The 22,923-nt window shown below is 69.4% G+C and carries 25 protein-coding genes; 18 read left to right on the top strand and 7 right to left on the bottom strand.

The genetic code is table 11. From position 1 onward, the window contains the following. A partial coding sequence (locus DW306_RS13435; protein WP_136056099.1) for a beta-propeller fold lactonase family protein occupies positions 1–664 on the top strand: 664 nt, incomplete at its 5' end. 6 nt (positions 665–670) lie between these two features. Here the strand turns inward: DW306_RS13435 and soxR are convergent. After that, entirely contained in the window at positions 671–1,210 is a 540-nt protein-coding gene (gene soxR / locus DW306_RS13430; protein ID WP_136056098.1) for a redox-sensitive transcriptional activator SoxR, read from the bottom strand. Positions 1,211–1,262: 52 nt separating this feature from the next. On the opposite strand from soxR, the gene DW306_RS13425 reads away from it, so the two are divergent. The 9 genes from DW306_RS13425 (at position 1,263) to DW306_RS13385 (ending at position 9,702) form a co-directional block, all read left to right on the top strand. Next, positions 1,263–2,612 carry an MFS transporter gene (locus DW306_RS13425; RefSeq protein WP_136056102.1) on the top strand — a complete coding sequence of 450 codons (1,350 nt, stop codon included), beginning with the start codon at positions 1,263–1,265 and terminating at the stop codon, positions 2,610–2,612. Continuing rightward, positions 2,609–3,640, top strand: a complete 1,032-nt coding sequence (locus tag DW306_RS13420) for a zinc-binding dehydrogenase (protein WP_205814182.1) — start codon at positions 2,609–2,611, stop codon at positions 3,638–3,640. The genes DW306_RS13425 and DW306_RS13420 overlap by 4 nt, the downstream gene beginning before the upstream one ends. Before the next feature lie 74 nt (positions 3,641–3,714). Beyond that, complete coding sequence (locus DW306_RS13415) at positions 3,715–4,296, top strand: biotin transporter BioY (RefSeq protein WP_136056097.1); 582 nt, start codon at positions 3,715–3,717, stop codon at positions 4,294–4,296. 205 nt (positions 4,297–4,501) lie between these two features. Then, positions 4,502–5,938 carry an NAD(P)/FAD-dependent oxidoreductase gene (locus DW306_RS13410; RefSeq protein ID WP_136056096.1) on the top strand — a complete coding sequence of 479 codons (1,437 nt, stop codon included), beginning with the start codon at positions 4,502–4,504 and terminating at the stop codon, positions 5,936–5,938. 148 nt (positions 5,939–6,086) lie between these two features. Then, positions 6,087–6,389 (top strand): DUF427 domain-containing protein, encoded by a 303-nt coding sequence (locus DW306_RS13405; RefSeq protein WP_136056095.1) that lies wholly within the window; start codon positions 6,087–6,089, stop codon positions 6,387–6,389. Positions 6,390–6,454: 65 nt separating this feature from the next. Next, positions 6,455–7,315, top strand: a complete 861-nt coding sequence (locus DW306_RS13400; RefSeq protein ID WP_136056094.1) for an ATP-binding cassette domain-containing protein — start codon at positions 6,455–6,457, stop codon at positions 7,313–7,315. Beyond that, positions 7,312–7,992 (top strand): ABC transporter permease, encoded by a 681-nt coding sequence (locus DW306_RS13395; RefSeq protein WP_136056093.1) that lies wholly within the window; start codon positions 7,312–7,314, stop codon positions 7,990–7,992. The genes DW306_RS13400 and DW306_RS13395 overlap by 4 nt, the downstream gene beginning before the upstream one ends. Continuing rightward, positions 7,989–8,723 (top strand): ABC transporter permease, encoded by a 735-nt coding sequence (locus tag DW306_RS13390; RefSeq protein WP_136056092.1) that lies wholly within the window; start codon positions 7,989–7,991, stop codon positions 8,721–8,723. Before DW306_RS13395 ends, DW306_RS13390 begins: the two co-directional genes overlap by 4 nt. 55 nt (positions 8,724–8,778) lie before the next feature. Continuing rightward, positions 8,779–9,702, top strand: coding sequence for an ABC transporter substrate-binding protein (locus tag DW306_RS13385; protein WP_136056091.1), 924 nt, complete (start codon positions 8,779–8,781; stop codon positions 9,700–9,702). 85 nt (positions 9,703–9,787) lie between these two features. On the opposite strand, the gene DW306_RS13380 is transcribed toward DW306_RS13385, so the two are convergent. Continuing rightward, the gene (locus DW306_RS13380; protein WP_136056090.1) at positions 9,788–10,987 is read right to left on the bottom strand and encodes an AI-2E family transporter; all 1,200 of its coding nucleotides are present in this window, start codon (positions 10,985–10,987) and stop codon (positions 9,788–9,790) included. 63 nt (positions 10,988–11,050) lie between these two features. Between DW306_RS13380 and DW306_RS13375 the strand changes: the two genes are divergently transcribed. Beyond that, positions 11,051–11,350 carry a chorismate mutase gene (locus tag DW306_RS13375; protein ID WP_116636254.1) on the top strand — a complete coding sequence of 100 codons (300 nt, stop codon included), beginning with the start codon at positions 11,051–11,053 and terminating at the stop codon, positions 11,348–11,350. Positions 11,351–11,510: 160 nt separating this feature from the next. Next, the gene (locus tag DW306_RS13370) at positions 11,511–12,677 is read left to right on the top strand and encodes an ROK family protein (protein WP_136056089.1); all 1,167 of its coding nucleotides are present in this window, start codon (positions 11,511–11,513) and stop codon (positions 12,675–12,677) included. 11 nt (positions 12,678–12,688) lie between these two features. On the opposite strand, the gene DW306_RS13365 is transcribed toward DW306_RS13370, so the two are convergent. Further along, positions 12,689–13,537: a phytanoyl-CoA dioxygenase family protein gene (locus tag DW306_RS13365; protein ID WP_136056088.1), complete on the bottom strand. Its 849-nt coding sequence runs from the start codon at positions 13,535–13,537 to the stop codon at positions 12,689–12,691. Between the two features lie 94 nt (positions 13,538–13,631). On the opposite strand from DW306_RS13365, the gene DW306_RS13360 reads away from it, so the two are divergent. Beyond that, the gene (locus tag DW306_RS13360; RefSeq protein WP_168429329.1) at positions 13,632–14,459 is read left to right on the top strand and encodes an AraC family transcriptional regulator; all 828 of its coding nucleotides are present in this window, start codon (positions 13,632–13,634) and stop codon (positions 14,457–14,459) included. 43 nt (positions 14,460–14,502) lie between these two features. Here the strand turns inward: DW306_RS13360 and DW306_RS13355 are convergent, their stop codons facing one another. The 3 genes from DW306_RS13355 to DW306_RS13345 are packed head-to-tail and all read right to left on the bottom strand — an operon-like array spanning position 14,503 to position 17,690. Then, positions 14,503–15,429 carry a carbohydrate ABC transporter permease gene (locus tag DW306_RS13355; protein ID WP_205814181.1) on the bottom strand — a complete coding sequence of 309 codons (927 nt, stop codon included), beginning with the start codon at positions 15,427–15,429 and terminating at the stop codon, positions 14,503–14,505. 2 nt (positions 15,430–15,431) lie between these two features. Further along, entirely contained in the window at positions 15,432–16,397 is a 966-nt protein-coding gene (locus tag DW306_RS13350) for a sugar ABC transporter permease (RefSeq protein ID WP_136056086.1), read from the bottom strand. A gap of 48 nt (positions 16,398–16,445) precedes the next feature. Beyond that, positions 16,446–17,690, bottom strand: coding sequence for an extracellular solute-binding protein (locus tag DW306_RS13345; protein WP_136056085.1), 1,245 nt, complete (start codon positions 17,688–17,690; stop codon positions 16,446–16,448). Positions 17,691–18,010: 320 nt separating this feature from the next. Between DW306_RS13345 and DW306_RS13340 the strand changes: the two genes are divergently transcribed. The 5 genes from DW306_RS13340 to DW306_RS13320 are packed head-to-tail and all read left to right on the top strand — an operon-like array spanning position 18,011 to position 22,444. Further along, positions 18,011–18,907: an SIS domain-containing protein gene (locus DW306_RS13340; protein WP_136056084.1), complete on the top strand. Its 897-nt coding sequence runs from the start codon at positions 18,011–18,013 to the stop codon at positions 18,905–18,907. Positions 18,908–18,919: 12 nt separating this feature from the next. After that, complete coding sequence (locus DW306_RS13335) at positions 18,920–19,861, top strand: ROK family protein (protein WP_136056083.1); 942 nt, start codon at positions 18,920–18,922, stop codon at positions 19,859–19,861. Next, complete coding sequence (locus tag DW306_RS13330) at positions 19,858–20,817, top strand: 1-phosphofructokinase family hexose kinase (protein ID WP_136056082.1); 960 nt, start codon at positions 19,858–19,860, stop codon at positions 20,815–20,817. Before DW306_RS13335 ends, DW306_RS13330 begins: the two co-directional genes overlap by 4 nt. Then, positions 20,814–21,671, top strand: a complete 858-nt coding sequence (locus DW306_RS13325) for a class II fructose-bisphosphate aldolase (protein WP_136056081.1) — start codon at positions 20,814–20,816, stop codon at positions 21,669–21,671. Before DW306_RS13330 ends, DW306_RS13325 begins: the two co-directional genes overlap by 4 nt. Beyond that, positions 21,668–22,444, top strand: a complete 777-nt coding sequence (locus DW306_RS13320; RefSeq protein WP_136056080.1) for a DeoR/GlpR family DNA-binding transcription regulator — start codon at positions 21,668–21,670, stop codon at positions 22,442–22,444. Before DW306_RS13325 ends, DW306_RS13320 begins: the two co-directional genes overlap by 4 nt. A 45-nt stretch (positions 22,445–22,489) precedes the next feature. On the opposite strand, the gene DW306_RS13315 is transcribed toward DW306_RS13320, so the two are convergent. Then, positions 22,490–22,923: CAP domain-containing protein (locus tag DW306_RS13315; RefSeq protein WP_205814180.1), on the bottom strand; the 434-nt coding region annotated here is incomplete at its 5' end.

The raw sequence follows: 22,923 nt of genomic DNA, 5'->3' as shown, positions 1-22,923 counted from the left end.
GGTCGCGGCGACCCCTCCGGGCGACGGCGTCGCCGCGACCGACCCGCACGGCTCGAGCGAGGAGCGGGCGTCGCACGCGCACGCCGCGGCGTTCCTGCCCGACGGCCGGATCGCCACCACCGACCTCGGCTTCGATCTGGTGCGGTTCTGGAGGCAGAGCGCGAACGGCCTCAGCCTCGACCACGAGGTCGTGCTGCCGCTCGGCACCGGTCCGCGCCATATGGTCGTGCACCCGAGCGGTCATCTGCACGTCGTGACCGAGTATTCGTGCGAGGTGTTCACGCTCGCGTCCGGCGTCGACGGCACCTGGCGCGTCGTGTCGTCGACCCTGTCGAGTCCGATCGCGCAGGTCGGCTTCGACTTCCCCGCCGAGCTCGCCCGCACCCGCGACGGGCAGTTCCTGTACACGGCCCTCCGCGGCAGCAACACGATCGCGGCTCTGCGCGTGCGCGGCGGCGGCGACTCCCTCGAGTCGGTCGCCCTCGCCGACTCGGGCGTCGACTGGCCGCGTCATCACCTGGTCCACGAGGGCAAGCTCCTCGTCGCCGGGCAGCGGTCCGACACGATCACGCTGCTCGACCTCGATGAGCGTACGGGCGCGCCTCTCGGCATCCGTCATGAGGCGCAGGTTCCGACGCCGACGCACTTCCTCCTCGTCCGCTGAGCCGCCTCACCCGTCGGCGGGGATGCCCTTCGCGAGCCAGCGGATCGGTCCCGCACCCGTGCGTCCGAGCACATCCTCGGGGTTCTGCAGGGCGCACGACGTGAGGCTGAGGCAGCCGCATCCGATGCATCCGTCGAGGTCGCCGCGCAGGTGCTCGAGCTGGCGGATGCGGGCGTCGAGCTCGTCACGCCAGCGCTGCGACAGACGCGCCCAGTCCTGCTTCGTCGGCGTCCGGCCCTCGGGGAGCGATTCCAGGGCGGTGCGGATGTCTTTGAGCGGGATGCCGACGCGCTGGGAGACCCGGATGAAGGCGACGCGCCGCAGGGTGTCGCGGCCGTATCGTCGCTGATTGCCCGAGGAACGCTCCGAGACGATCAGGCCGTTGCGCTCGTAGAAGTGGAGGGCGGATGCCGCGACGCCGCTGCGCGCGGAGACTTCGCCGATCGTGAGGCGTCGATCCTTGTCGCCGTCCAGCTGTGGCACGGTCTCCTCCTCGCATGCTCCGCTTGACCTCAACCTTAGTTGAAGTCCTAGCGTCGTGATCATGACGACGGAAACAGGAGTGGACGCGACGCCGAGTGCCGCCGCCCACCGCATCATGGGCGGCGACTATCTCTGGATCACGATCGGCGCGTGTGCGCTCGTGTTCCTCGGGGCCTTCGAATCCCTGGCGGTGACGACCGTGATGCCGACGGTGAGCGCCGACCTCGGCGGCGAGCGGCTCTACGCCCTCGCCTTCGCCGGCCCCCTGGCGACGAGCGTGATCGGCATGGTGATCGCGGGCAACTGGGCGGATCGTCGCGGACCCGTCGCTCCGCTGTACACCGCCGTCGTGATGTTCGTCGTCGGGCTGCTCATCGCCGGACTCGCGCCGAGCATGGAGGTGCTCGTCGCGGGGCGCTTCGCCCAGGGGCTCGGCAGCGGCGGCCTGATGGTCGCGCTGTATGTCGTGGTCGCCCGGGTGTACCCGCAGGAGCTCCACCCGGCGATCTTCGCCGGCTTCGCCGCAGCCTGGGTGATCCCGTCCCTCATCGGGCCGACCGTCGCCGGCGCCGTGACCGAGCTGTGGAGCTGGCACTGGGTCTTCCTGGGCGTCGTCATCCTGGTGCTCGTGGCCCTGGTGATGGTGATCCCCGCCCTGCGCGGGCTCGCGAACGACGGCGACGCGACGGCCCCGTGGGCGTTCGGTCGGCTCGGCTGGTCAGTGCTCGCCGCCGTCGCCGTGCTCGCTCTGAACCTCGTCGGCGACATCCCCGCGATCGGTCCGGTGCTCGCGGTGGTCGCGATCGTCATCGCCCTGATCGCCGTGCGCCCGCTCGTGCCGCGAGGCACGCTGCGCGCGCGTCGCGGCTTGCCCTCGGTCATCCTCGTCCGCGGACTCGCCGGTGCCGCGTTCTTCGGTGCGCAGGTGTATCTGCCGTACCTGCTGACCGACCGCTACGAGCTGTCGCCGACGCTCGCCGGGCTGTCGCTGACCGGCGGCGCGCTGGCCTGGTCCGCCGCGGCGACCGTGCAGGGGCGGATGGGCGTGCGTCTCTCCAGCGTAACCGCGGTGCGCGCGGGAACCGTCCTGGTGCTGGCGGGCATCCTGCTGACGGTCGCCGTGGCGGCGTTCGGGTGGAGCGCCCTGCTGGTCGCCGGGGCGTGGATCCTCGCCGGCGTCGGGATGGGGCTGCTGAGCCCGCGCTCCAGCGCCCTGACGCTCGCGATGTCGACGCCCGAGAATCAGGGATTCAACAGCGGGGCGATGACGGTCGCCGACTCGTTCGGGAGTGCGCTGGCGCTCGCCGTCACGGGCAGCCTGTTCACGGCGCTGGCGGCGGTCGCCGATCCGTTCACCGGTGTGTTCATCCTGGCCGCGGTGATCGCCGCGGCCGCCGCGCTGGTCGCGCCGAGAATGCGGACGGATGCCGAGGGCGTCACGACCGTCGAGGGGGAGGGCGCATGAGCACCGGGGTCGAGGAGGAGCGCACCATGCGGGCGATCGTGCAGCGGGAGTTCGGCGCGTCGGCGGTGCTGAAGATCGAGGAGGTCGCGGTGCCCGAGCCCGGCGACGGCGAGGTCCTCGTGCGCGTCGCCGCCGCCGGAGTGCACGCCGTCGACACCGACATCCGGCGCGGCGAAGGGCCGCCGTCGATGCCGAAGCCGCCGCTCCCGATGACACCGGGGCGCGAGGTCGCCGGCACCGTCGAGGCCGTCGGCCCCGACGTCGACGCGGCTCTCCTCGGCGCGCGCGTGGTCGCGCATGTCGGTTTCCGCAGCGGCGGCTACGCGGAGTTCACGATCGCGCCGGCTGCGGCGCTCCATGCCCTCCCCGTCGGGATGCCGTTCCCGCAGGCCGTCGCCGCGATCGGCACCGGTCGGACCGCGCAGCTCGTGCTCGACTCGGTCGAGTTCCGGCCGGACGACGTCGTGATCATCCCCGGCGCCTCGGGCGGTCTCGGAAGTCAGCTCGCCCAGCTCGCACTGTCGGAGGGCGCGACGGTCGTCGCGCTCTACGGGGGCGAGGCGAAGCGGGCGGTCGTCGAGCAGCTGGCGCACGGCGGGCGGCGCTCGGCAGGACGGATGCTGACGCTCGACGCGACCGATGACGCCTGGCCCGAGCGGATGACCGAGCTGCTCGACGGCGCGCAGCCGTCGGTGCTCATCGACGGCGTCGGCGGTGCGACCGGACGAGCTGCGGTAGAGAGTCTCGGTCGCGGCGCGCGGGTCGTGATCATCGGCTGGTCGAGCGGCGAGATCGTGCGCCTCGACTCGGCCGACATCGTCGAACGCTCGCTCACGGTCGCGGTGCCGCTCGGACGGGCTCTTCCGGATCTGCGGGCGCTCGAGACCCGAGCGCTCGCCGCGGTCGCGGAGGGTCGGACTGCTCCGCCCGTCGACGAGTACCGCCTCGACGATGCCGCCTCGGCGCACGACGCGATCGAGCAGCGTCGGCAGCGGGGGAAGGTCGTGCTGGTGCCGTCGGGTCTCTGATTTGCAGGCGGAGGTCCCCAGTGAGTACTGTGCTGAACAGTGTTCAGGTGAACACTGTTCAGGAAGGATCCCCGATGGCACCCTCAACCCGCGACACCAGTGCGACTCTCGGCCGGGTGGCCGTGTTCGCCGCCCTCATCATCGTGCTCGGCACCGTCGTCGTGCCGCTGCCAGGCGGAGTGCCCATCACCGCCCAGACGCTCGGCGTCATGCTGGCCGGGCTCGTTCTCGGCCCGCGGATCGCGCCGCTGTCGATCGTGCTCGTGCTCGTGCTCGCCGCCGTGGGGCTCCCCGTCCTCGCCGGCGGACGCGGAGGCCTCGGCGTGTTCGTCGGTCCCACGGTCGGATACCTCGCCGGCTGGATCGCGGGAGTCGTCGTGATCGGCCTGCTGATGCGGACCGGGCGGGTCACGTGGTGGCGCGCCGCCGCGGCATCCCTGATCGGCGGCGTGCTCGTCGTCTACGCCTTCGGAATCCCCGTCCAGGCCCTCGTGACCGGCGTGCCCCTCCTCCCCACCGCACTGTCGAGCCTCGCCTTCCTTCCCGGAGACCTCATCAAGGTGGTCGCGGCGACCCTCGTCGTCGTCGCGCTGCAGCGGGCGTACCCGCGGGCTTTCGCCTCCCGTCGCGCGCCGCGGGAGGCTGTCGCAGCCTGACGACGGCCGCGCGGCGCTGCATCCGCAGGTTCGAATCACACCTGCAGGTCGACACGCCGGGTTTCGCGCCTGCATCCGTGATCTGAACCTGCAGATGGAAGGCGGATGCACGACCGGATGCCGCGGCAATCGCCCCGCGTGGAACAACTGACCCGTGACTCGACGTTGCTCTTGAGCGAGACTGGGCGACGGAGAGGTGCGACACATGGATGCTGCAGCGAAGACGGATGAATACGACCTGATCGTGCTGGGCGCGGGAGCGGTCGGCGAGAACGTCGCCGACCGTGCGGTGCAGGGCGGTCTCACGACGATCATCGTCGAGAGCGAGCTCGTCGGCGGGGAGTGCTCGTACTGGGCGTGCATGCCCTCCAAGGCGCTGCTGCGACCGGCGCAGGCCCTGCGGGCAGCCCAGCACGTGGGCGGAGCCTCGCAGGCAGTGACCGGAAAGCTCGACGTGCGCGCGGTGTTCGACCGCCGCGATTCGTTCACCAGCAGCTGGTCGGACGACGGCCAGGTGAAGTGGCTCGACTCGGCGGGCATCGATCTCGCCCGCGGCTTCGGCCGGATCACGGGTGAGCGCGAGGTCACCGTGACGGATGCCGACGGCGGCACCCGCGTGCTGCGCGCCCGCCATGCGGTCGCGATCAGCACCGGCTCCGAGGCCGTGATCCCGCCGATCGACGGACTGCGTGAGGCGTCTCCGTGGACCAGTCGCGAGGCCACGAGCGCCGAGGAACTCCCCGAGAGCCTCGCCGTGATCGGCGGCGGCGTCGTCGCGGTCGAGATGGCCACGGTGTACGCGTCGCTCGGCTCGAAGGTCACGATCATCGCGCGGGGAGAGCTGCTCGCGTCGATGGAGCCTTTCGCGGGCGAGCGCGTGGCAGCAGGGCTGAAGGAACTCGGCGTCGATGTGCGCACCTCGACCGGCACGACCTCCGTCCGTCGTGGCGACGAGGGCGTGACGATCACGCTCGACGGCGCCGAGGAGATCGTCGCCGCGGAGGTGCTCGTCGCCACCGGACGATCCGCGCACAACCGCGACATCGGCCTGGAGGTCGTCGGTTTGGAGCCGGGCAAGTGGATCGAGACGGATGACACGCTGCGCGTACCCGGCGTCGACTGGCTCTACGCCGTGGGCGACGTCAACGGCCGCGTGCTCCTCACCCATCAGGGCAAGTACCAGGCGCGCGCGGCGGGCGACGTGATCGCCGCACGTGCGAAGGGCGACGACGTCGACGACGCCCCGTGGGGCCGGCACGTCGCGACCGCCGATCACGCGGCGGTGCCGCAGGTCACCTTCTCGTTCCCCGAGGTCGCGTCGGCCGGACTCACGGAGGCCGCCGCTCGCGAAGCAGGGCACGACGTGAAGGTGATCGACTACGACCTCGGTGCGATCGCGGGAGCGAGCGTCTACGAGGACGGCTTCGAGGGTCAGGCCCGCCTCGTGATCGACACGGAGCGCGACGTCGTGATCGGCGCGACCTTCGTCGGTCCCGAGGTCGCCGAGCTCATCCAGGCTGCGACGATCGCCATCGTCGGCGAGGTCCCGATCTCCCGTCTCTGGCACGCCGTTCCGGCGTATCCCACGATCAGCGAGATCTGGCTCCGCCTGCTCGAGGGATACGGTCGCGACTCGGCCTGAGGCCCGTGGCGCCGTGGCCGGCAATCCGTTCCCGGCGCCGCATCGAACAGCATCCGAATATTTCTCACATTGACGGCTTCCCCGCAACCCCCGCCCGGATGTCCCAGCCGTCTTATACGCTCGAACCCACATCCGAGGAGGCAGGACCATGAAGGCTGTCATCGCAGGAACCGTCATCGCCGAGGCCGACGAGAGCGATCTCGTCCGCATCGAGGGGAACTGGTACTTCCCGCCGGCCTCGATCGCGCCCGGAGCGCTGGTCGAGAGCCCCACTCCGTACACGTGCCCGTGGAAGGGCGCAGCGCAGTACTTCTCGGTGAAGACCGGCGACGAGCTGCACACCGACTACGCGTGGTCGTATCCGACCCCGTACCCCTCCGCATTCGACCGCGTCGGCAAGGACTTCTCCGGCTACGTCGCCTTCGACCCGCGCGTGCAGATCAGCGCATGACTTCCGTATGCCGTCGCCGGGGCGCCGATGCGCGCCTCGTCGACCGACCGACTGGAAAGTGACCCATGATCGAGTTCCGCAACGTCACCAAGCAGTTCCCTGACGGCACCGTGGCGGTCGACGACTTCAGCCTGGTGCTGCCGTCGCGAAAGACCACCGTGTTCGTCGGCTCGTCCGGGTGCGGCAAGACCACCCTTCTGCGCATGATCAACCGCATGGTCGAGCCGACCTCGGGAGACATCGAGATCGACGGTGAGAACGTGCTCGTCGGCGATCCGGTGCAGCTGCGTCGCCGCATCGGCTACGTGATGCAGAACTCCGGACTCATGCCGCACTTCTCGGTCATCGACAATGTCGCGACCGTGCTGCGTCTCACGGGTGTGAAGAAGCCCGAGGCGCACAAGCGGGCCCGCACGCTGCTCGACACCGTCGGTCTCGACCAGTCGCTCGCAGAACGGTACCCGAGCCAGCTCTCCGGTGGCCAGCAGCAGCGCGTCGGCGTGGCTCGAGGCCTCGCGGCCGACCCGAACATCCTGCTCATGGACGAGCCCTTCGGCGCCGTCGATCCGATCGTCCGCGCCGATCTGCAGCAGGAGACCCTTCGGCTGCAGCACGAACTCGACAAGACCGTCGTCTTCGTCACGCACGACATCGACGAGGCATTCCTGCTCGGCGACCAGGTCGTCATCCTCGACAAAGGCGCGCGCATCGTGCAGGTCGGGAGCCCGAGCGAGATCATCGAGAACCCGGCCGACGACTTCGTCGCCGCGTTCATCGGCGCCGACCGCGGCCGACGCGCGCTGCGCCTCAAGCAGACGCCGAACGGCACCGTCGTCGTCGACTCCGAGGGACGCACGCAGGGCGCGATCGTGGCCGAGCCGGCGAGCGTCGCCGCAACGGATGCCGAGGCTGAGGGCGCACTGTGAACTGGGTCTCCGACAACTTCGGGCTGATCCTCGAACTGACGCTGGTGCACCTGCGACAGAGCATCGTGCCGATCGTGATCGGATTCGTGATCTCGCTGCCGCTCGGCTGGGTGGCCTGGCGCTATCGGCTCGTGCGCGGACCGATCATCGTGCTCACCGGTCTGCTCTACACGATCCCCTCGCTCGCTCTGCTGATCCTGCTGCCGGCGACGCTCGGCTACTCGGCCATCAGTGAGACCAACCTCGTGATCGCCCTGACGATCTACGCGGTCGCGATCCTCGTCCGCTCCGTGGCCGACGGTCTCGACTCGGTCGACGACGGCGTGCGTCAGGCTGCCACGGCGACCGGATTCGCGCCGTTCCGGCGGTTCTGGGCCGTCGAGTTCCCGCTCGCCGGTCCCGTGATCCTCGCCGGACTCCGCGTCGCTGCCGTCAGCACGATCTCGCTCGCGACCGTCGGCATCCTCATCGGCGTCACGAATCTCGGGTACCTCTTCACGAACGGCCTCGAGCGTCGCATCATCGCCGAGGTCTTCGCCGGCGTCGTCGCGGTCGTGATCATCGCGCTCGTGATCGACCTGATCCTGCTGCTGCTCGGACGCGCGCTGATGCCGTGGACGACCGCCCCGAGTCGCGTCGCCGCGAGCCGCGCCGTTCCGGTGAGGGCAGCCGCATGAACCTCTTCGCCGACGCCATCGCGTGGATGTTCGCCCCGGCCCAGTGGACGGGGAACTACGCCCTGCCCAAGCTCCTCGGCGAGCACCTCGCCCTCACCGCCATCTCGGTGCTGATCGCCGCGGTCATCGCCCTGCCGCTCGGCTGGCTGATCGGTCACACCGGCCGGGGCCGCGAGATCGCCGTCGCGGTGTCGGGCGCCGCGCGTGCCATCCCCGCCTTCGGTCTGATGGTGCTGCTCGTGCTCCTCCTCGGAGTGCTGCGCGTGCCCCAGGCCGCCATCACGACTTTCGTGCTCCTCGCGATCCCCTCGCTCCTCGCGGGTGCCTATACGGGTCTCGAGGCGATCGACCGTCGGGTGATCGATGCCGCCCGGGCCATGGGCATGACCGAGTGGCAGATCTTCTGGAAGGTCGAAGTCCCCCTCGGTCTTCCCCTGCTCGTCGGCGGCATCCGCTCGGCGCTGCTCCAGGTCATCGCGACCGTGACGATCGCCGCCTACGTCAATCTCGGCGGGCTCGGCTGGCCGATCATCCAGGGCATCCCGCTGCGTCGCTTCGATCAGGTCCTCGGAGGCGCGCTCATCGTCGCCGTGCTCGCGCTGCTCGTCGACCTGCTGCTCGCCGCCGCCCAACATGCTGCCGTTCCGCGGGGGCTGCGCACCGGTCGCCCGACTCGCCGCCGCACCCGCCCACTCACACCGGCCCCTGCGCCCGCGGCATCCCCCGCCTGATCTCTCCGTCCCGCTTTCACAGCACCTGAAGAAGTCCCACAGAAAAGAGAAGTCCATGTTCACAGCACGAGGCAAGCGCTCCGTTCTGGCCGTCGGCCTGGTGGCCGCGGCCGCACTCGCCCTGACCGCCTGCGGCGGCAACCCGCTCGAAGAGCCGTCCGACGACGCCGGATCCGGTTCGGGCAGCTCCGACACGATCGTCGTCGGCTCGCAGGGGTACTACTCCAACGAGATCATCGCCGAGATCTACGCCCAGGCGCTCGAAGGCGCCGGGTTCACCGTCGAGAAGCAGCTCAACATCGGACAGCGCGATGCGTACATGCCCGAGGTCGAGTCCGGCGAGATCAACGTCTTCCCGGAGTACACCGGCAGCCTGCTGGAGTACCTCTCGAAGGACGGCGTCGACGTCACCGCTCCGGACGACGTCTACGCCGCGCTGCAGGATGCCCTGCCCGACGGCCTGACCGCTCTCGATTACGCCGAGGCGTCCGACCAGGACACCTACACGGTTCTCAAGAGCTTCGCCGAGGAGAACGACCTCAAGACGATCGGTGATCTGAAGAACGTCACGTCGCAGGTCACGATCGGCGCACCGCCCGAGTTCGAGCAGCGCCCGTACAGCCCGGCCGCCGCCAAGGAGGTCTACGGCGTCGACCTGGCGTTCTCCGCCACCGGCCCCACCACGCTGGAGTCGCTGCTCGCCGGCGAGATCCAGGTCGCTGACATCTACACGGCCGACCCGGCCTTCGAGACCGAAGACATCGTCGCGCTCGAAGACCCGGAGAACCTGATCATCTCGTCGAACGTGGTGCCGATCGTCTCGAGCGACATCGCCGACCAGGTGTCCGAGGTGCTGAACGCCATCAGCGCGAAGCTCACCGCCGAGGAGCTCGTGTCGCTGAACGTGCTCAGCACGGTCGACCAGCAGTCGTCGGCCGACATCGCCAAGAAGTGGCTCGAGGACAACGACCTCGTCTGAGTTCTCGACCTGAAGAAGTGCCCGGGCCCGCTGCCGATTCCTGCAGCGGGTCCGGGCATTTCTGCGTGCAGCGGGCTCGCGCTGACTACACCCGGGCGTCCTGGCGCGGCACCCAGACCTGTTTGATGATGATGAGGATGGATGCCGTGACCGGCACGGCGACGAGTGCGCCGAGCAGTCCGAGCAGCGTGCCGCCGGCGAGAGCGCCGATCACCACGAGCGAACCGGGGATCGAGATGGCGCGATTCATGACGCGCGGCGTGATGACGTACGCCTCGATCTGCATGTAGATCAGGTACACGATCGCGAAGATCAGGGCGCCGATCGGGTTGGTGAAGAGGGCGATGCCGGTGCCGATGACCCAGAACAGCACCGAGCCGACCAGCGGGATCAGGGTGATGCAGAACGCCACAGTCGCCATCAAGGGCGGGAACGGCAGGCCGAGCACGAGGTAGAGCACCAGCGCGAGCATGGCGTTGCAGAACGCGAGCACGACCATTCCCATCACGTACCCGCCGACCGAGTCGGTGATCTGGTCCGCGATGTCGCCCGCCCGCGCGCGATCGCGAGCCGGAGCGAGGCGCAGCAGGCTGGTCTTGATGCCGCCGAGGCTCGCCAGGAAGTAGAGCGTGAGCACCAGGACGATGATGGCTCCCGAGATGCCGCTCGCAATCGACGCGCCGACCTTCAATGCTCCTCCACCGATCATGGCGATGTTGCCGAAGTCGGAGAGGAACTTCTGGACCTCGCCGACCAGGTCCTGGAACTGTTCGCCGAACTGCCGCTCCAGCGTCGCATAGAGGTCGCTGCGGGTGAACTCCTGCACCATCGAGGGAACGGAGCGGACGAAGCTCGATATCTGCTCCACGAGGATCGGGATGACCATCCACAGCAGGAGGGCGAACACCACGACGAGCGCGACGATGACGACCACGACGGAGAGCACCCGAGACAGGCCGCGCCGCTCGAGGAACCGCACCGCCGGGTCGAGGCCGAGGGCCGCGAACAGAGCGAGCGCGATGTAGATGAGCACGGTCGACAGGCTCGTCAGCGCGAGACCGAGCACGATGGCTCCGAGGCCACCCAGCGTCACCAGGAACCCGAACACGAACGGGCGATCGATGCGGGTCCAGATCGCGCCGCGGGGTTCCGTCGGCTCGACGGCGGCACGCGGTCCGACGGCGGTGGCGACGGCGGTGTCGGGGACGCCGGGGGTGGCGTCGGACGGGGCGGCGGATGCCGTGTCGTCGGTGGGCTCGGATGCCGGCGACTCTTCGTTGCTCATGTGCTCACGATAGCGCTGAGGGTCGTCGGAACACGGGCGTTCCGCGGCTCTAGAGTAGGGGGCATGACAGCCGCTGAGGACCCGAAGGCCGAACTGCTCCGACTTCGCGCCAGCATCGACAACATCGACGCCGCGCTGATCTTCATGCTGGCCGAGCGCTTCCGCGCGACCCAGCAGGTCGGCCATCTGAAGGCCGAGCATGAGATGCCGGCATCCGATCCGAATCGCGAGGAGCAGCAGGTCGCTCGTCTTCGGGCGCTCGCGGAGGAGGCGCATCTCGACCCGGAGTTCGCCGAGAAGTGGTTCAACTTCGTGGTGGCCGAGGTCATCCGTCATCACACCGAAGCGGCAGAGGGCCGCTGAGAGAAGTGCCGGACGGGCGACGGTGTGTGCAGCACTCGCCCGTCCGGAGTTGTGGGAGGCCTCACGGCCAACTAAGTTCAATGAATAAACTTACGGAGAGACTACGGATCGCCGCACGATCTGTCAACAGCTCCGCAGCTGACCGCCCGAACGGACCCCGATGCTGAACACCGATGACGCCCTCGACACGCAGGCATCGGTCCGGCGTGCGAACCTCCGGCGTGCGCTACAGCTGGTGTTCCGGAACCCGGGCGCTCAGACCCGCGCCGGTATCGCCAGGGCGACGGGTCTCACCGCGGCGACCGCATCGTCGCTGGTCGCCGAACTCATCGAGAACCGCCTGGTCATCGAGGGGGAGCAGGCCGCCAGCACAGGCGGCAAGCGGGCGACCACTCTCAGCATCGACGCCGAGCACCATGTGATCCTCGTCGTCGTCATCCAACCGCAGCACGCGCACCTCGCCCTCGTCGCCCTCGACGGCACCGAGCTCGAAGTGCGACGGGTCACCTATTCCGCAGATGACCGCGACCGGGTGCTCGACGGCGCGATCGCCGCCGCCGCCGCGGACATCGGCGACCGTCTGCTGGCTGCCGGGGTGCAGCTCCCCGGCACGACCGACGGCCGCTCGGTGCTGGAGAGCGTGCAGCTGAAGTGGGAGAACGTGCCGCTGGCCGAGCGATTCGAGCGACTGCTGCACGCCCCCGTGCTGCTCATCAACGACGTCGACGCCGAGGCGATCGCCGAGGCCGGTCGCGACGAATCCCCCGCGGGCTACCGACTCTTCATCCACATCGGCGGCGGCATCGGTGCCGCGGTGACGCTCGACGGCGAGCTCGCTCCGGGACCGCGCGACCGCGCCGGCGAGATCGGGCACGTCCAGGTGGTCTTCGGCGACGCGGCCAGGGACTGCAGCTGCGGCCGACGCGGATGCCTGGAATCGGCCGCAGCCATGGGAGCGATGCTCGGCGCGGAGTTCTCCGACGCGATGGATGCCGCAGAGCTCGCGGTTCTCGCCGCCCGCGCCGACCCCGACCAGCTGGATGAGGGCGCCCGCGCCCTCGCCCGCGCCGTGAAGCTCATCAGCGCCCTGCTCGACCCTGCGGAGGTGGTCATCGGCGGCCCGGCGACGGTGCTCGGGCCCCGCTTCCTCGACAGCCTCCGGAGTGAGACCGACTACGCCTCGCGGGGAACCGCGCAGGTGCCCGTCCGCTACGCCGATCCCCGCGTCGCGCTCTCGGCCGGCGCCGCTCAGGCCGCGCTCACCTCGGCCCTCGGCGTGCGATGGAGCGCAGAGCAGCTGCTGGCAGCATCCGCTTCCGACGCCTGACGCGGACGCCGTCAGAGGCCGTCGCCCTCGAACCAGTGCTCCTGCCACCGCCAGTCGATCGGATCGGACACGCGCTGGTAGCGGATGTCGGTGGAGAGGCGGATGCGGCGGTCGGGGTCCACGTTGTCGGTAGAGGCGTGCACGATGTGCGCGGAGTGCACCATGACGTCGCCGGCCCGGTAGTCGTTGATCAGCCAGCGGGAGTCGTACTCGTCGGCCAATCCGGGCAGGTCGGCGGTGATCGACGCGGCCGGCATCTTGAGGGTGCCGGCGCGCTCCTGAGCCATCACGCGGTGATGGCTGCCCTCGAGGTAGGCGAGTCCGCCGGTCTCGACGGCGCAGTCGCCGAGGGGGATCCACATCGACAGGACACGATCGGTGCCCTCGCGCAGGTAGACGAGGTCGTAGTGCGCCTGCGTGGCCGTGCCGATGCCCGTCTCGCCCGGCCGCGTGTGGCGGATGATGCGGCGCTTGTGGAGGTGCACGTCGTCACCGAGGAACCACTCGAACCATCCGCGGATCGACGGGTGCGAGGTGAGCGCCGCGTAGCGGTCGCCCGGCACGACGTCGTCGAAGAGCACGCGGCGGGTGAGCGCGAGGTCGACGTCCGCACGGGAGTCGATGCCTTCGTCCACTCCTTCCGTCTGCACGAGGCCCGTCGGTGCGAGCTTGCGGAAATAGTAGGAGCGGAAGTCGCGAACCAGGGCAGGATCGAGGTGGTCGCTGAGGTACAGGTAGCCGTCGCGGCGCAGATGGTCCCACAGCGCGTCCTTGTCGCCTCGCAGGGCGGCCGGCACGGGGTCGAGTCGACCGAGTCGCTCCGGTCTCTCGTCGAGGACAAAGCCGTTGGACGTGATCATGCATCCAGCATCGGCCCGGATAGGACTATTCGTCCATGGATTTCCTCATGCGAGGCTTGTATTTTCGCGGCGGGGAGACCAGACTTGGACGATCATGGACAACTGGGCGATCTATGCGAATCCTGCACGCGCGCTCACTGACGTCACCGTCGCCTGCCTGGGCGCGGGGGAGTATCGCGGCAGTCACGAGGGCTTCCGGGGACGACAGCTGCGGTCCCACGCCGTCGTCGTCATCAGTGAGGGTACCGGCTGGTACTCCAGCCCGCTCACGGGAGAGGTCAGGGTCGAAGCACCTGCCCTGCTCTGGCTGTTCCCCGGTGTCGCGCACGGGTACGGGCCGCATCGCGCAGGCTGGACCGAGCACTGGATCCTGTTCTCGGGTGCGGCGACACGCGCGCTCGACGAACTCGGGGCATGGCGACGTGCCGCTCCGGTCGTGCCGCTCGATCGGATGCCGGAGTCGTTGCCGACGACCTTCGCGAGGCTGCAGGAGCATCTGACGGACGGCAGCTCCGTCGGCGCGCTCCGCGCCTCGGCCGTGAGCTACGGCTGGATCACCGATCTCGCGGCGATGACCATGCCCGACTCGGCACCTGACCTCGTCGACGCGCTCACCCGGGGCGCCACCCGTCAGGTGTCGATGGAGACCCGGGCCAACGAGCTCGGGATGAGCGTGCCCCAGCTGCGCTCCGCGACGGTGTCTGCGACCGGGCTGACACCGCTGCAGCTGCTCATCGAGTCGCGACTCGCCCGCGCCCAGTCGCTGCTCGTCGAGACCGACCTCGAGGTGAGCATCATCGCGCAGCAGGTCGGGTTCGACGATCCCGCCTACTTCTCCCGGCAGTTCAGTCAGCGGCTCGGCAGCTCGCCGAGCCGGTTCCGCCGGGAGCAGCGGCGGATGCCGGCGCTGACCGAAGCCTGACGCCCCGGCATCCGCTCTCGCCCCGGCATCCGCGCCCGGCGGCCTACTTCACGCTGCCGGCGGTCAGCCCGCCCACGAGACGCTTCTCGATGAGCATGAAGAGGATGACGACGGGCAGGATCGCGACGATCGAGACGCCGAACACGTACTGCCAGCTCGTCTCGTACTGACCGACGAACTTGGTGAGTGCGACGGAGAGCGGCTGGTTCTTGTCGGTCGACAGGATGACGAGGGATGCCGCGAACTCGTTCCAGCAGGCGACGAACGTGAACACGATCGCGGTGACGATGCCCGGCCAGACGAGCGGCAGGTTGATCTTGAACAGGACGGTGAAGCGTCCGGCTCCGTCGATCTGCGCGGCTTCGTCGACCTCTTTGGGGATGCCGGCGAAGAAGGAGTGCATGATCCACACCGCGAACGAGAGGTTGAACGCGGCGTTGATGAAGATCATCGCCGCCCACGTGTCGCCGAGCCCGAGAGTCGTGAACTGGCGGAACAGGCCCGAGGTCAGCACCGCCGGCTGCAGCATCTGGGTGACGATCACCAGGAACAGGAACACCATGCGGCCCGGGAACTTGAACCGCGCCGTGTAGTACGCCGCGGGCAGGGAGACGACGAGCACGAGCAGCGTCGCGAACACCGCGATGATGATCGTCGAGATCAGGTTGTACGGCAACGGGGTCTCGGGGGTCGACCACATCGTGATGTAGTTCTCCCAGTGCCACTCGGTCGGGAGGTACGTCGGGTCGACCGAGCGGATCTGGGGCTTCGTCTTCACGGAGCCGAAGAACATGATCAGGTACGGCAGCACGAAGATCGCGAGCACGAGGAAACCGGCGGCGGTGCGCAGGATGACCCGCGGCAGCGTGACCTGGTCTTCGGTGTAGCGGCGCTTGCGGCCGTTCAGGGGAGGCGTGCTGCGGCCGCCGCGTCCGGCCGTGGTGACGAGTTCGGTCTCGGTGACGGTCACGATCAGACCTCCTTCATGGGCTTGACGGTCTTGACGTAGATCGCGACGATCACGATGACGATGAGGAAGGCGACGACCGACAGCGCGCTCGCGACGTCGACCTTCTTCTGCAGCTCGATGTACTTGAAGATCATCGTCATGATCGTGTCGGCGCCGTAGCCGGGGATCGAGCCGGTCATCACCTTGAGGATCGGCAGCGAGTTGAACACGTTGATGATGTTGATGAGGATCGCGACGGCGAGGGCGCTGCGCAGCTGCGGCAGGATGATCGACCAGTAGGTGCGTGCGGGGCCCGCGCCGTCCATCTTCGCCGCCTCGATCGCATCGGCCGGCACCGACTGGAGCCCGGCGAGGATCGTGTAGGTGGTGAAGGGGAGCGACACGAAGATCGCGATCACGATCGACCAGGCGAAGGCGGTCGCGGGGTTCTTCGTCCAGCCGTAGCCCACGGCGTCGTCAGAGAGCCCGATGTCGTAGAGGAACTTGTTGAACACCCCGAAGTACGGCTCGAGGCTGTAGTAGAAGACCATCGTCGTCATGACGACGGATGCCGCCCACGGCACGATCACGGCCATGCGCACGATCTGACGGCCGGGGAACGCCTTGTTCAGGATCTGCGCGAGGCCGAGCGAGATCACGACGGTGAAGGTGACGACGGACACGACCCAGATGATCGTGCGACCGAGGATCGGCCAGAACTCCGCGAACGCGAACACGGTGGCGAAGTTGTCGAATCCGACGGAGCCCTTGTCGAGCCCCGACAGGGAGATGTCGCGCGTGGAGTTGAAGAACATGACGCCGGCGGGGAAGAACACCACGCCGATGATCAGCAGCAGGGCGGGCGCGATCCAGGGCAGCGCCTGGAGGAGATCCTTGCCGCGCGAGGTGCGCCGCGGGATGGCGCCCGGAGTGCGGGGGCGGCCGGTGGCCGCCCCCGCGAGGTTCGAGGATTCTGTTGTCTGGCTCATGGGAATACCCGAACCTCTCCGTCTTTCGATCAGCAGTGTTCAGCGGGCTCAGCCCGCGTCGACCTGCGCCTGGATCTCGGTCAGGACGTCCTGAGCCGGCTTCGACTGCAGCTGTCCGAACAGCGACTTGAAGGCGCCGTCGGCGGCGGACCACTTCGGGTTCGTCGACGGGTAGAACTGCGCGTCGGGCAGCACGTCGAGGAAGGGCTTGAGCGCCTCTTCGCCGGCGAGGGCCTCAGAGCCCGACTTCGTGACGGGGAGGAAGCCCTCGGCCTGCACCCACGGCACGTACACGTCTGCCGAGTAGTAGTAGTCGAAGAATTTGGTGATCGCTTCCTTCTTGTCGTCGTCGTTCTGGAAGGCCATCAGCTGGTCCATGACGCCGAGGGTGAAGGGCGAGCCGTCCTTCGTCGGGATCGGGACGATGGAGTAGTCCAGCTCGGGGTTGCCCTCTTCGATCTGGCCGACCGTCGGCGGGAGGCCGACCTGCATGCCGATCTTGCCCTGGATGAAGATGTCCATCAGCGGCGAACGCTGCGTCGAGCCGGGGTCGGCCTGCGTCGCGCCGGCGTCGATCATCTTCTTGATCTGCTCGGCTCCGGCGAGGTTCTCCGGGGTGTCGATCGTGATCTCGGACGCGTCGCCGAACGATCCGCCGCCGCCCCAGAGCCACACGGCCGCCTCGGCCTGGGCCTCTTCGGATCCGAGCGGCATGCCGTAGCCGGCGACACCGCCGCCGAGCGCGGAGACCTTGGTCGCGGCATCCAGCAGCGAGTCCCAGTCGGTGGGCGCTTCGACGCCCGCCTGGGCGAGCAGCGCGTTGTTGACGAACAGGGCACGGGCCGATGCGATCAGCGGAAGCGCGTAGGCGGTGCCGTCGACCTCGGCGTTCTTGATGAACGAGTCCTGGAAGTCGGCGAAGGTGTCTTCCGACACGACGTCCTGCACCGGATACAGCAGCTCATCGCCCACGAAGCCGGCGAACGGTCCGCCGTTGTAGATGTCGGGTGCCTCGCCGGCCTGGATCTTGGTGGAGACGACCTTCTCGAGGTTGTCCCACGACTGCACCTCGAGCTTGACCTTGATGTCAGGGTTCGCCTTCTCGAAACCCTTGATCACGGTCTCCCAGTTCGCCTTGGTGCCGTCCGAGTAGCTGGGGACGAGGAGGTCGAGCGTGGTCGATCCGTCCGCGTCGCCGCTGTCGCCGGAAGATCCGCCGAACCCGCACGAAGCGAGCGAGAGCGTGGCGACGGCCGCAAGGGCGGCGGCGCCGAACCGCAGTGACTTCTTCATGTGTATTGCATTCCTCACTGTGAGTGTCCGTTCCGGGAACGGACTCCGTCTCCGGAAGGGGTGTGGTGCACAGTCGCAAGCACGATCACGCGACAGTGCGTGGTGATCGCTTCGCCGGGGGCAGCCACGATCGGTCAAGCCGAGGCTCGGTGTTCGACGGCAGGATCACCGTCAGGTGGATGGAACTTGTACGATTATTTGTCAAGGGAACAAACAAATCAAGAAGAACCTGATGTTGATGTTCTTGATCGTCATACTATGATCGAATCAGGCCACAAACAATCACAACTATGCAACTTCCGCTCGAGAGAGGCCCTTCCATGACCGAAACACTCCCCGGCGCGCACATGCGCGAAGAGCTTCATTCGCAGCCGCAGACCTGGGCGACCGCCGCCGAACTGAAGGCGGAGCAGCGCCTGCTGCCGGCCGCCGGAGCCCGCATCGCCGTCGTCGGCTGCGGCACCTCCTGGTTCATGGCGCAGTCCTACGCCGCTCTGCGAGAGTCGTCCGGCCAGGGTGAGACCGACGCGTTCGCGGCATCCGAGGCGTTCGTCGACCGCGGCTACGACGCCGTCGTCGCACTCACCCGCTCGGGCACCACCACCGAGGTGCTCGAGCTCGTCGACCGCGTCAAGGGCCGGGTTCGGACGATCGGCGTGATCGGCGACCCCGAGTCGCCCCTCGTCTCGCTCGTCGACGAGGCCGTGCTCCTGCCCTTCGCCGACGAGCAGTCCGTCGTGCAGACGCGATTCGCGACGACCGCTCTCGCGCTCTTCCGCGCTTCTCTCGGCGAGGACCTCAGCGGTGCGATCGCCGACGCGACGGCCGTGCTGAGCGAAGACGGCGACGACGAACTCCGCGACGCCGAGCAGTACACGTTCCTCGGCCGTGGGTGGGCGACCGGTCTCGCGCACGAGGCGGCCCTGAAGATGCGCGAGTCGTCCCAGTCGTGGACCGAGTCCTACGCGTCGATGGAGTACCGTCACGGTCCCATCGCCATCGCCGCTCCGGGTCGCGTGACGTGGCACTTCGGTGAAGCCCCGGAGGGTCTCGCCGACCAGGTGCAGGCGACCGGGGCACGGTTCGAGCACCGTCCGATCGACCCGCTGGCCGATCTCGTGCGTCTGCACCGGCTCGCTCTGGAACGCTCCGTCGCTCGGGGGCTCGACCCCGACCAGCCCCGCAACCTCACGCGATCCGTCATCCTGGATGCATGAGCGGAACCTTCCATGACCAGGCCTGACGGCGCCGTGCGCACGCTGGGGGCGGGCGCCCCCGTGCTGGCGTTCGACGTCGGCGGGACCGACATCAAGTCGGCCCTGTTCGACGGCGAGGGCAATCCGCGAGGTCTCCTCCGCAGTCCGACGCCGGTGGCGGACGGCGACCGCACCAACGTGCTGCTCGACCGGCTGGAGGTGCTGGCCGGTGAACTCCGCGCCGCGCACCCCGACGTGGTTCCTCAGGCGGCCGGACTGGTCGTGCCGGGGATCGTCGACGCGGATGCCGGGCTCGGCGTGTTCGCGAGCAACCTCGGCTGGCACGACGCTCCGCTGCGCGATCTGTCGAGCGCCCGTCTCGGTCTGACGGTCGCTTTCGACCACGACGTCCGCGCGGCCAGCTGGGCCGAGCGACGCCTGGGTGGGGCCCGGGACTATGCCGACGCCGTGGTGCTCGTCATCGGCACGGGCATCGCCGGGGCTCTGCTCGTCGGCGGGGTCCCGTACACCGCGGGCGGCTATGCCGGAGAGATCGGCCACTCGCCGATCGCGGACGGGCCGATCTGCGCGTGCGGCGCCCGCGGGTGCCTCGAAGCCGTCGCCTCGGCCGGAGCGATCGCTCGCCGGTACCGAGATGCCACCGGCATCACACCGGACGGCGCGAAAGACGTCATCGCGCGGGCTGCCGCCGGAGACGAGGTCGCCGCCGAGATCTGGAACTCCGCGCTCGACGCTCTCGCCATGTCGCTCGCCCAGCTGACGGCCGTGGTCGCCCCGGAAGCCGTCGTCATCGGCGGTGGGCTCTCGCGTGCCGGCGGCGCCCTCTTCGACGAGCTGCGCACTCGCCTCGCGGAGCGCCTCAGCTTCCACCGCCTCCCCGTGCTGGTTCCCGCCGAGCTCTCCGGCAACGCGGGTCTGCTCGGTGCGGCGTTGCGCGCACGGGAGCTCACGTGATCCTCACTGTCACCCCGAATCCGGCGCTCGACCTCACCTGGCGCGTCGACCGGCTCGTCGAGGGCGGCACGCACCGCGCGGATGCCGGCATCGGCCGCGCGGGAGGCAAAGGCATGAACGTGGCGCGGGTCGCCCACGCCGAGGGTGCGGTCGTGCTCGCCGTCACCACGAGCGGCGGCCGCGTGGGCGAGGAGTTCGCCGCGGAGCTGGGGGCGAGCGGCGTCCCGCATGCTCTGGTTCCGGTGGCCGCCGAGACGCGCCGCAGCATCGCGGTGGTCGACGAGACCCGCGGCGACACGACGATCATCAACGAGCGCGGGGCGAACCCGAGCGACGTCGAGTGGGCGGCCCTCCTCGCCGAGGTCGTCGAGCGGCTGCCGAGTGCACGTGTGCTCGTGATCTCGGGCAGCCTGCCGCCGGGTGCGCCCGATGCGCTGCTGCCCATGCTCATCGCGGTCGGGAGGGATGCCGGCGTGCCGGTCATCGCCGACACCTCGGGCCCGGCACTGCTGCGCGCCGCGGATGCCGGTGCCGCCGTGCTCAAGCCGAACGCAGCCGAGCTCGCCGAGGCGACCGGCATCATCGACCCGGTCGAGGGTGCGCGGTCGCTGATCGCCCGCGGAGCCAAGCTGGTGCTCCTGTCGCTGGGAGCGGACGGGATGCTGGCGGTCACGGCATCCGACCTCGTGCACGCCCGGCTCGACGAGCGGCTGGCCGGCAACCCGACCGGCGCGGGCGATGCGGGCGTCGCAGCCTGCGCAGTGCTGTACGCCGAGGGCGTTCGCGACCCCGAGATCATTCTGCGTCGGGCCACGGCGTGGTCGGCCGCGGCCGTGCTCATGCCGCTCGCCGGCGACATCTCCCCGCGCTGGACCGCGCTCGAGCAGCAGCTGCGCGTCTCGCGCCCCGACCCGGCATCGTTCCGGCCCGCCTCGTCTGGAAAGGACTCATCGTGACCCTCGTCTCCGCCCGCGAACTCGTCTCTGCGGCATCCGCTGCCGGCACCGGGATCGGCGCGTTCAACGTGATCCACCTCGAGACCGCCGAGGGACTGGTGCGGGCGTCGGCGCTCGCGCAGCTGCCCGTGATCCTGCAGATCTCGCAGAACTGCGCCGACTACCACGGCGGCCTCGAGCCGATCGCCCTCGCCACCCTCGCGCTGGCCCGTCGGGCGCAGACGCCCGTCGCCGTGCACCTCGACCACGCCGAGCGCCCGGAACTCGTGGACGAGGCGGTCGCGCTCGGATTCGGCTCGGTCATGTTCGACGGCGGCGCGCTCCCCTACGACGACAACGTCGCGCTGACGGCGGAGGTCGCGGCGCGTGCGCATGCCGCGGGCGTCTACGTCGAGGGCGAGCTCGGCGAGGTCGGCGGCAAGGACGGAGCCCATGCTCCGGGCGTGCGCACCGACCCCGACGAGGCGCAGGCGTTCGTGGCCGCGACCGGTGTGGATGCGCTGGCGGTCGCCGTCGGCTCCTCGCACGCGATGACCGACCGCACGGCCTCGCTCGACCTCGACCTGATCGCGCGGCTGCGCGCCGCGCTCACGGTACCGCTCGTTCTGCACGGATCCTCCGGCGTCGCCGACGCCGTGATCGCCGACGCCGTGCGGGCGGGCATGACGAAGATCAACGTCTCGACGCACCTCAACGGGTTCTTCACCCGGGCGATCCGTGAGACGCTCGCCGCCGACGAGCGTCTGGTCGATTCGCGGAAGTACCTCGCGCCCGCACGCGATGCGCTGGCCGACGAAGCTGCCCGGATGCTGCGTCTGTTCGCCCTCGCCGGGGCCGATACGGTGGCGAGATGAAACGGGCAGCGCGGCTCAATGCGATCCTCGACCTCCTCGCCGAAGCGGGAGAGGTCACGATCGACGAGCTCGTCGACCGGTTCGGCGCGTCGGCGGCGACCACGCGCCGAGACCTCGACAGCCTCGCCGAGCAGCGTCTGCTGACCCGCACGCACGGCGGCGCGGTCGCGCAGACCGTGGCCTACGAGCTGCCCATCCGCTACAAGAGCCACCTGCGCACGCACGAGAAGGAGAGCATCGCCCAGACGGCGGCCGCTCTCGTCGCGCCGGGCATGGTCGTCGGACTCTCCGGCGGCACCACCACCACCTCGATCGCCGCTGCGCTCGCCGCCCGCGACGACCTCGCCGCGAACGGCGGCATCACCGTCGTCACGAACGCCGTGAACATCGCCGCCCAGCTCGCCACGCGGCCCGACATCAAGGTCGTCGTCACCGGCGGGGTCATCCACTCGCGCAGCTACGAGCTCGTCGGACCGTTCGTCGAGCAGCTGCTGCGCGGCATCCGGCTGGACATGGCGTTCATCGGCGTGAACGGGATGGATGCCGCTGCCGGTGCCACGACGCAGGACGAGCGCGAGGGGGCCGTGAACCGGATGATGGCCGAACGCGCTCGCCGCGCGGTGGTCGTCACCGACGGCAGCAAGCTCGGCGTCGTGGCCTTCGCCGCCGTCGGTGGCGTGGAGCTGTTCCCCACGCTGATCACGGATGCCGCAGCGGATGCCGATGCCGTCGACGCTCTGCGCGGTGCGGGCTACGAAGTGCTGCTCGCCTGAGGTGTCGCAGCTCGTCACGCACCCCTCACACCGAGACTTCGACCGTCAGGAACGGCCGAACATCTGCGTCCAGTAGATGCCGTACGGCCCGCCGTGGCCGATGCCGATTCCCATCGTCGTGCTGCTGCAGTTGAGGATGTTGGAGCGGTGTCCCGAGCTGTTCATCCAGCTCGACATCACGGCCTGAGCAGTGCCCTGACCCGCGGCGATGTTCTCACCGCTTCCGGCGGAGTAGCCCGCGGCTGCCAGGCGATCCCAGGGCGAGCGCCCATCGAGCGACGTGTGATCGAAGTACGCCTGGTCTGCCATGTCCTGGCTGTGTGCGCGCGCGACCTCCGCGAGGACGGGGTTGACCGTGACGGCCGAGCAGCCGGCGGCAGCGCGTTCGACGTTGACCAGCCGCAGCACCTCGGCGGCGGCCGCGGCGTCGTCGCCCGTCGGTGCGGGGACCGGTGCGGGGACGGGCGCCGGGGCGGGTG

Origin of the sequence: Microbacterium sp. K24, assembly GCF_004794465.1 — a bacterium.
Taxonomy (GTDB): Bacteria; Actinomycetota; Actinomycetes; order Actinomycetales; family Microbacteriaceae; genus Microbacterium.
Note: the sequence above shows the minus strand (reverse complement) of the source record. Positions and strands in the feature narration are given on the sequence as shown.

Excerpts from the sequence above, each read along its gene's own strand:
- DW306_RS13345 (WP_136056085.1), bottom strand. The coding sequence starts at position 17,690 with ATGAAGAAGTCACTGCGGTTCGGCGCCGCCGCCCTTGCGGCCGTCGCC.
- DW306_RS13370 (WP_136056089.1), top strand. The coding sequence starts at position 11,511 with ATGCTGAACACCGATGACGCCCTCGACACGCAGGCATCGGTCCGGCGT.
- DW306_RS13415 (WP_136056097.1), top strand. The coding sequence starts at position 3,715 with ATGGCACCCTCAACCCGCGACACCAGTGCGACTCTCGGCCGGGTGGCC.
- DW306_RS13365 (WP_136056088.1), bottom strand. The coding sequence starts at position 13,537 with ATGATCACGTCCAACGGCTTTGTCCTCGACGAGAGACCGGAGCGACTC.
- DW306_RS13420 (WP_205814182.1), top strand. The coding sequence starts at position 2,609 with ATGAGCACCGGGGTCGAGGAGGAGCGCACCATGCGGGCGATCGTGCAG.
- soxR (WP_136056098.1), bottom strand. The coding sequence starts at position 1,210 with ATGATCACGACGCTAGGACTTCAACTAAGGTTGAGGTCAAGCGGAGCA.
- DW306_RS13360 (WP_168429329.1), top strand. The coding sequence starts at position 13,632 with ATGGACAACTGGGCGATCTATGCGAATCCTGCACGCGCGCTCACTGAC.
- DW306_RS13380 (WP_136056090.1), bottom strand. The coding sequence starts at position 10,987 with ATGAGCAACGAAGAGTCGCCGGCATCCGAGCCCACCGACGACACGGCA.
- DW306_RS13350 (WP_136056086.1), bottom strand. The coding sequence starts at position 16,397 with ATGAGCCAGACAACAGAATCCTCGAACCTCGCGGGGGCGGCCACCGGC.
- DW306_RS13335 (WP_136056083.1), top strand. The coding sequence starts at position 18,920 with ATGACCAGGCCTGACGGCGCCGTGCGCACGCTGGGGGCGGGCGCCCCC.
- DW306_RS13400 (WP_136056094.1), top strand. The coding sequence starts at position 6,455 with ATGATCGAGTTCCGCAACGTCACCAAGCAGTTCCCTGACGGCACCGTG.
- DW306_RS13340 (WP_136056084.1), top strand. The coding sequence starts at position 18,011 with ATGACCGAAACACTCCCCGGCGCGCACATGCGCGAAGAGCTTCATTCG.
- DW306_RS13425 (WP_136056102.1), top strand. The coding sequence starts at position 1,263 with ATGGGCGGCGACTATCTCTGGATCACGATCGGCGCGTGTGCGCTCGTG.
- DW306_RS13405 (WP_136056095.1), top strand. The coding sequence starts at position 6,087 with ATGAAGGCTGTCATCGCAGGAACCGTCATCGCCGAGGCCGACGAGAGC.
- DW306_RS13410 (WP_136056096.1), top strand. The coding sequence starts at position 4,502 with ATGGATGCTGCAGCGAAGACGGATGAATACGACCTGATCGTGCTGGGC.
- DW306_RS13375 (WP_116636254.1), top strand. The coding sequence starts at position 11,051 with ATGACAGCCGCTGAGGACCCGAAGGCCGAACTGCTCCGACTTCGCGCC.
- DW306_RS13390 (WP_136056092.1), top strand. The coding sequence starts at position 7,989 with ATGAACCTCTTCGCCGACGCCATCGCGTGGATGTTCGCCCCGGCCCAG.
- DW306_RS13320 (WP_136056080.1), top strand. The coding sequence starts at position 21,668 with ATGAAACGGGCAGCGCGGCTCAATGCGATCCTCGACCTCCTCGCCGAA.
- DW306_RS13385 (WP_136056091.1), top strand. The coding sequence starts at position 8,779 with ATGTTCACAGCACGAGGCAAGCGCTCCGTTCTGGCCGTCGGCCTGGTG.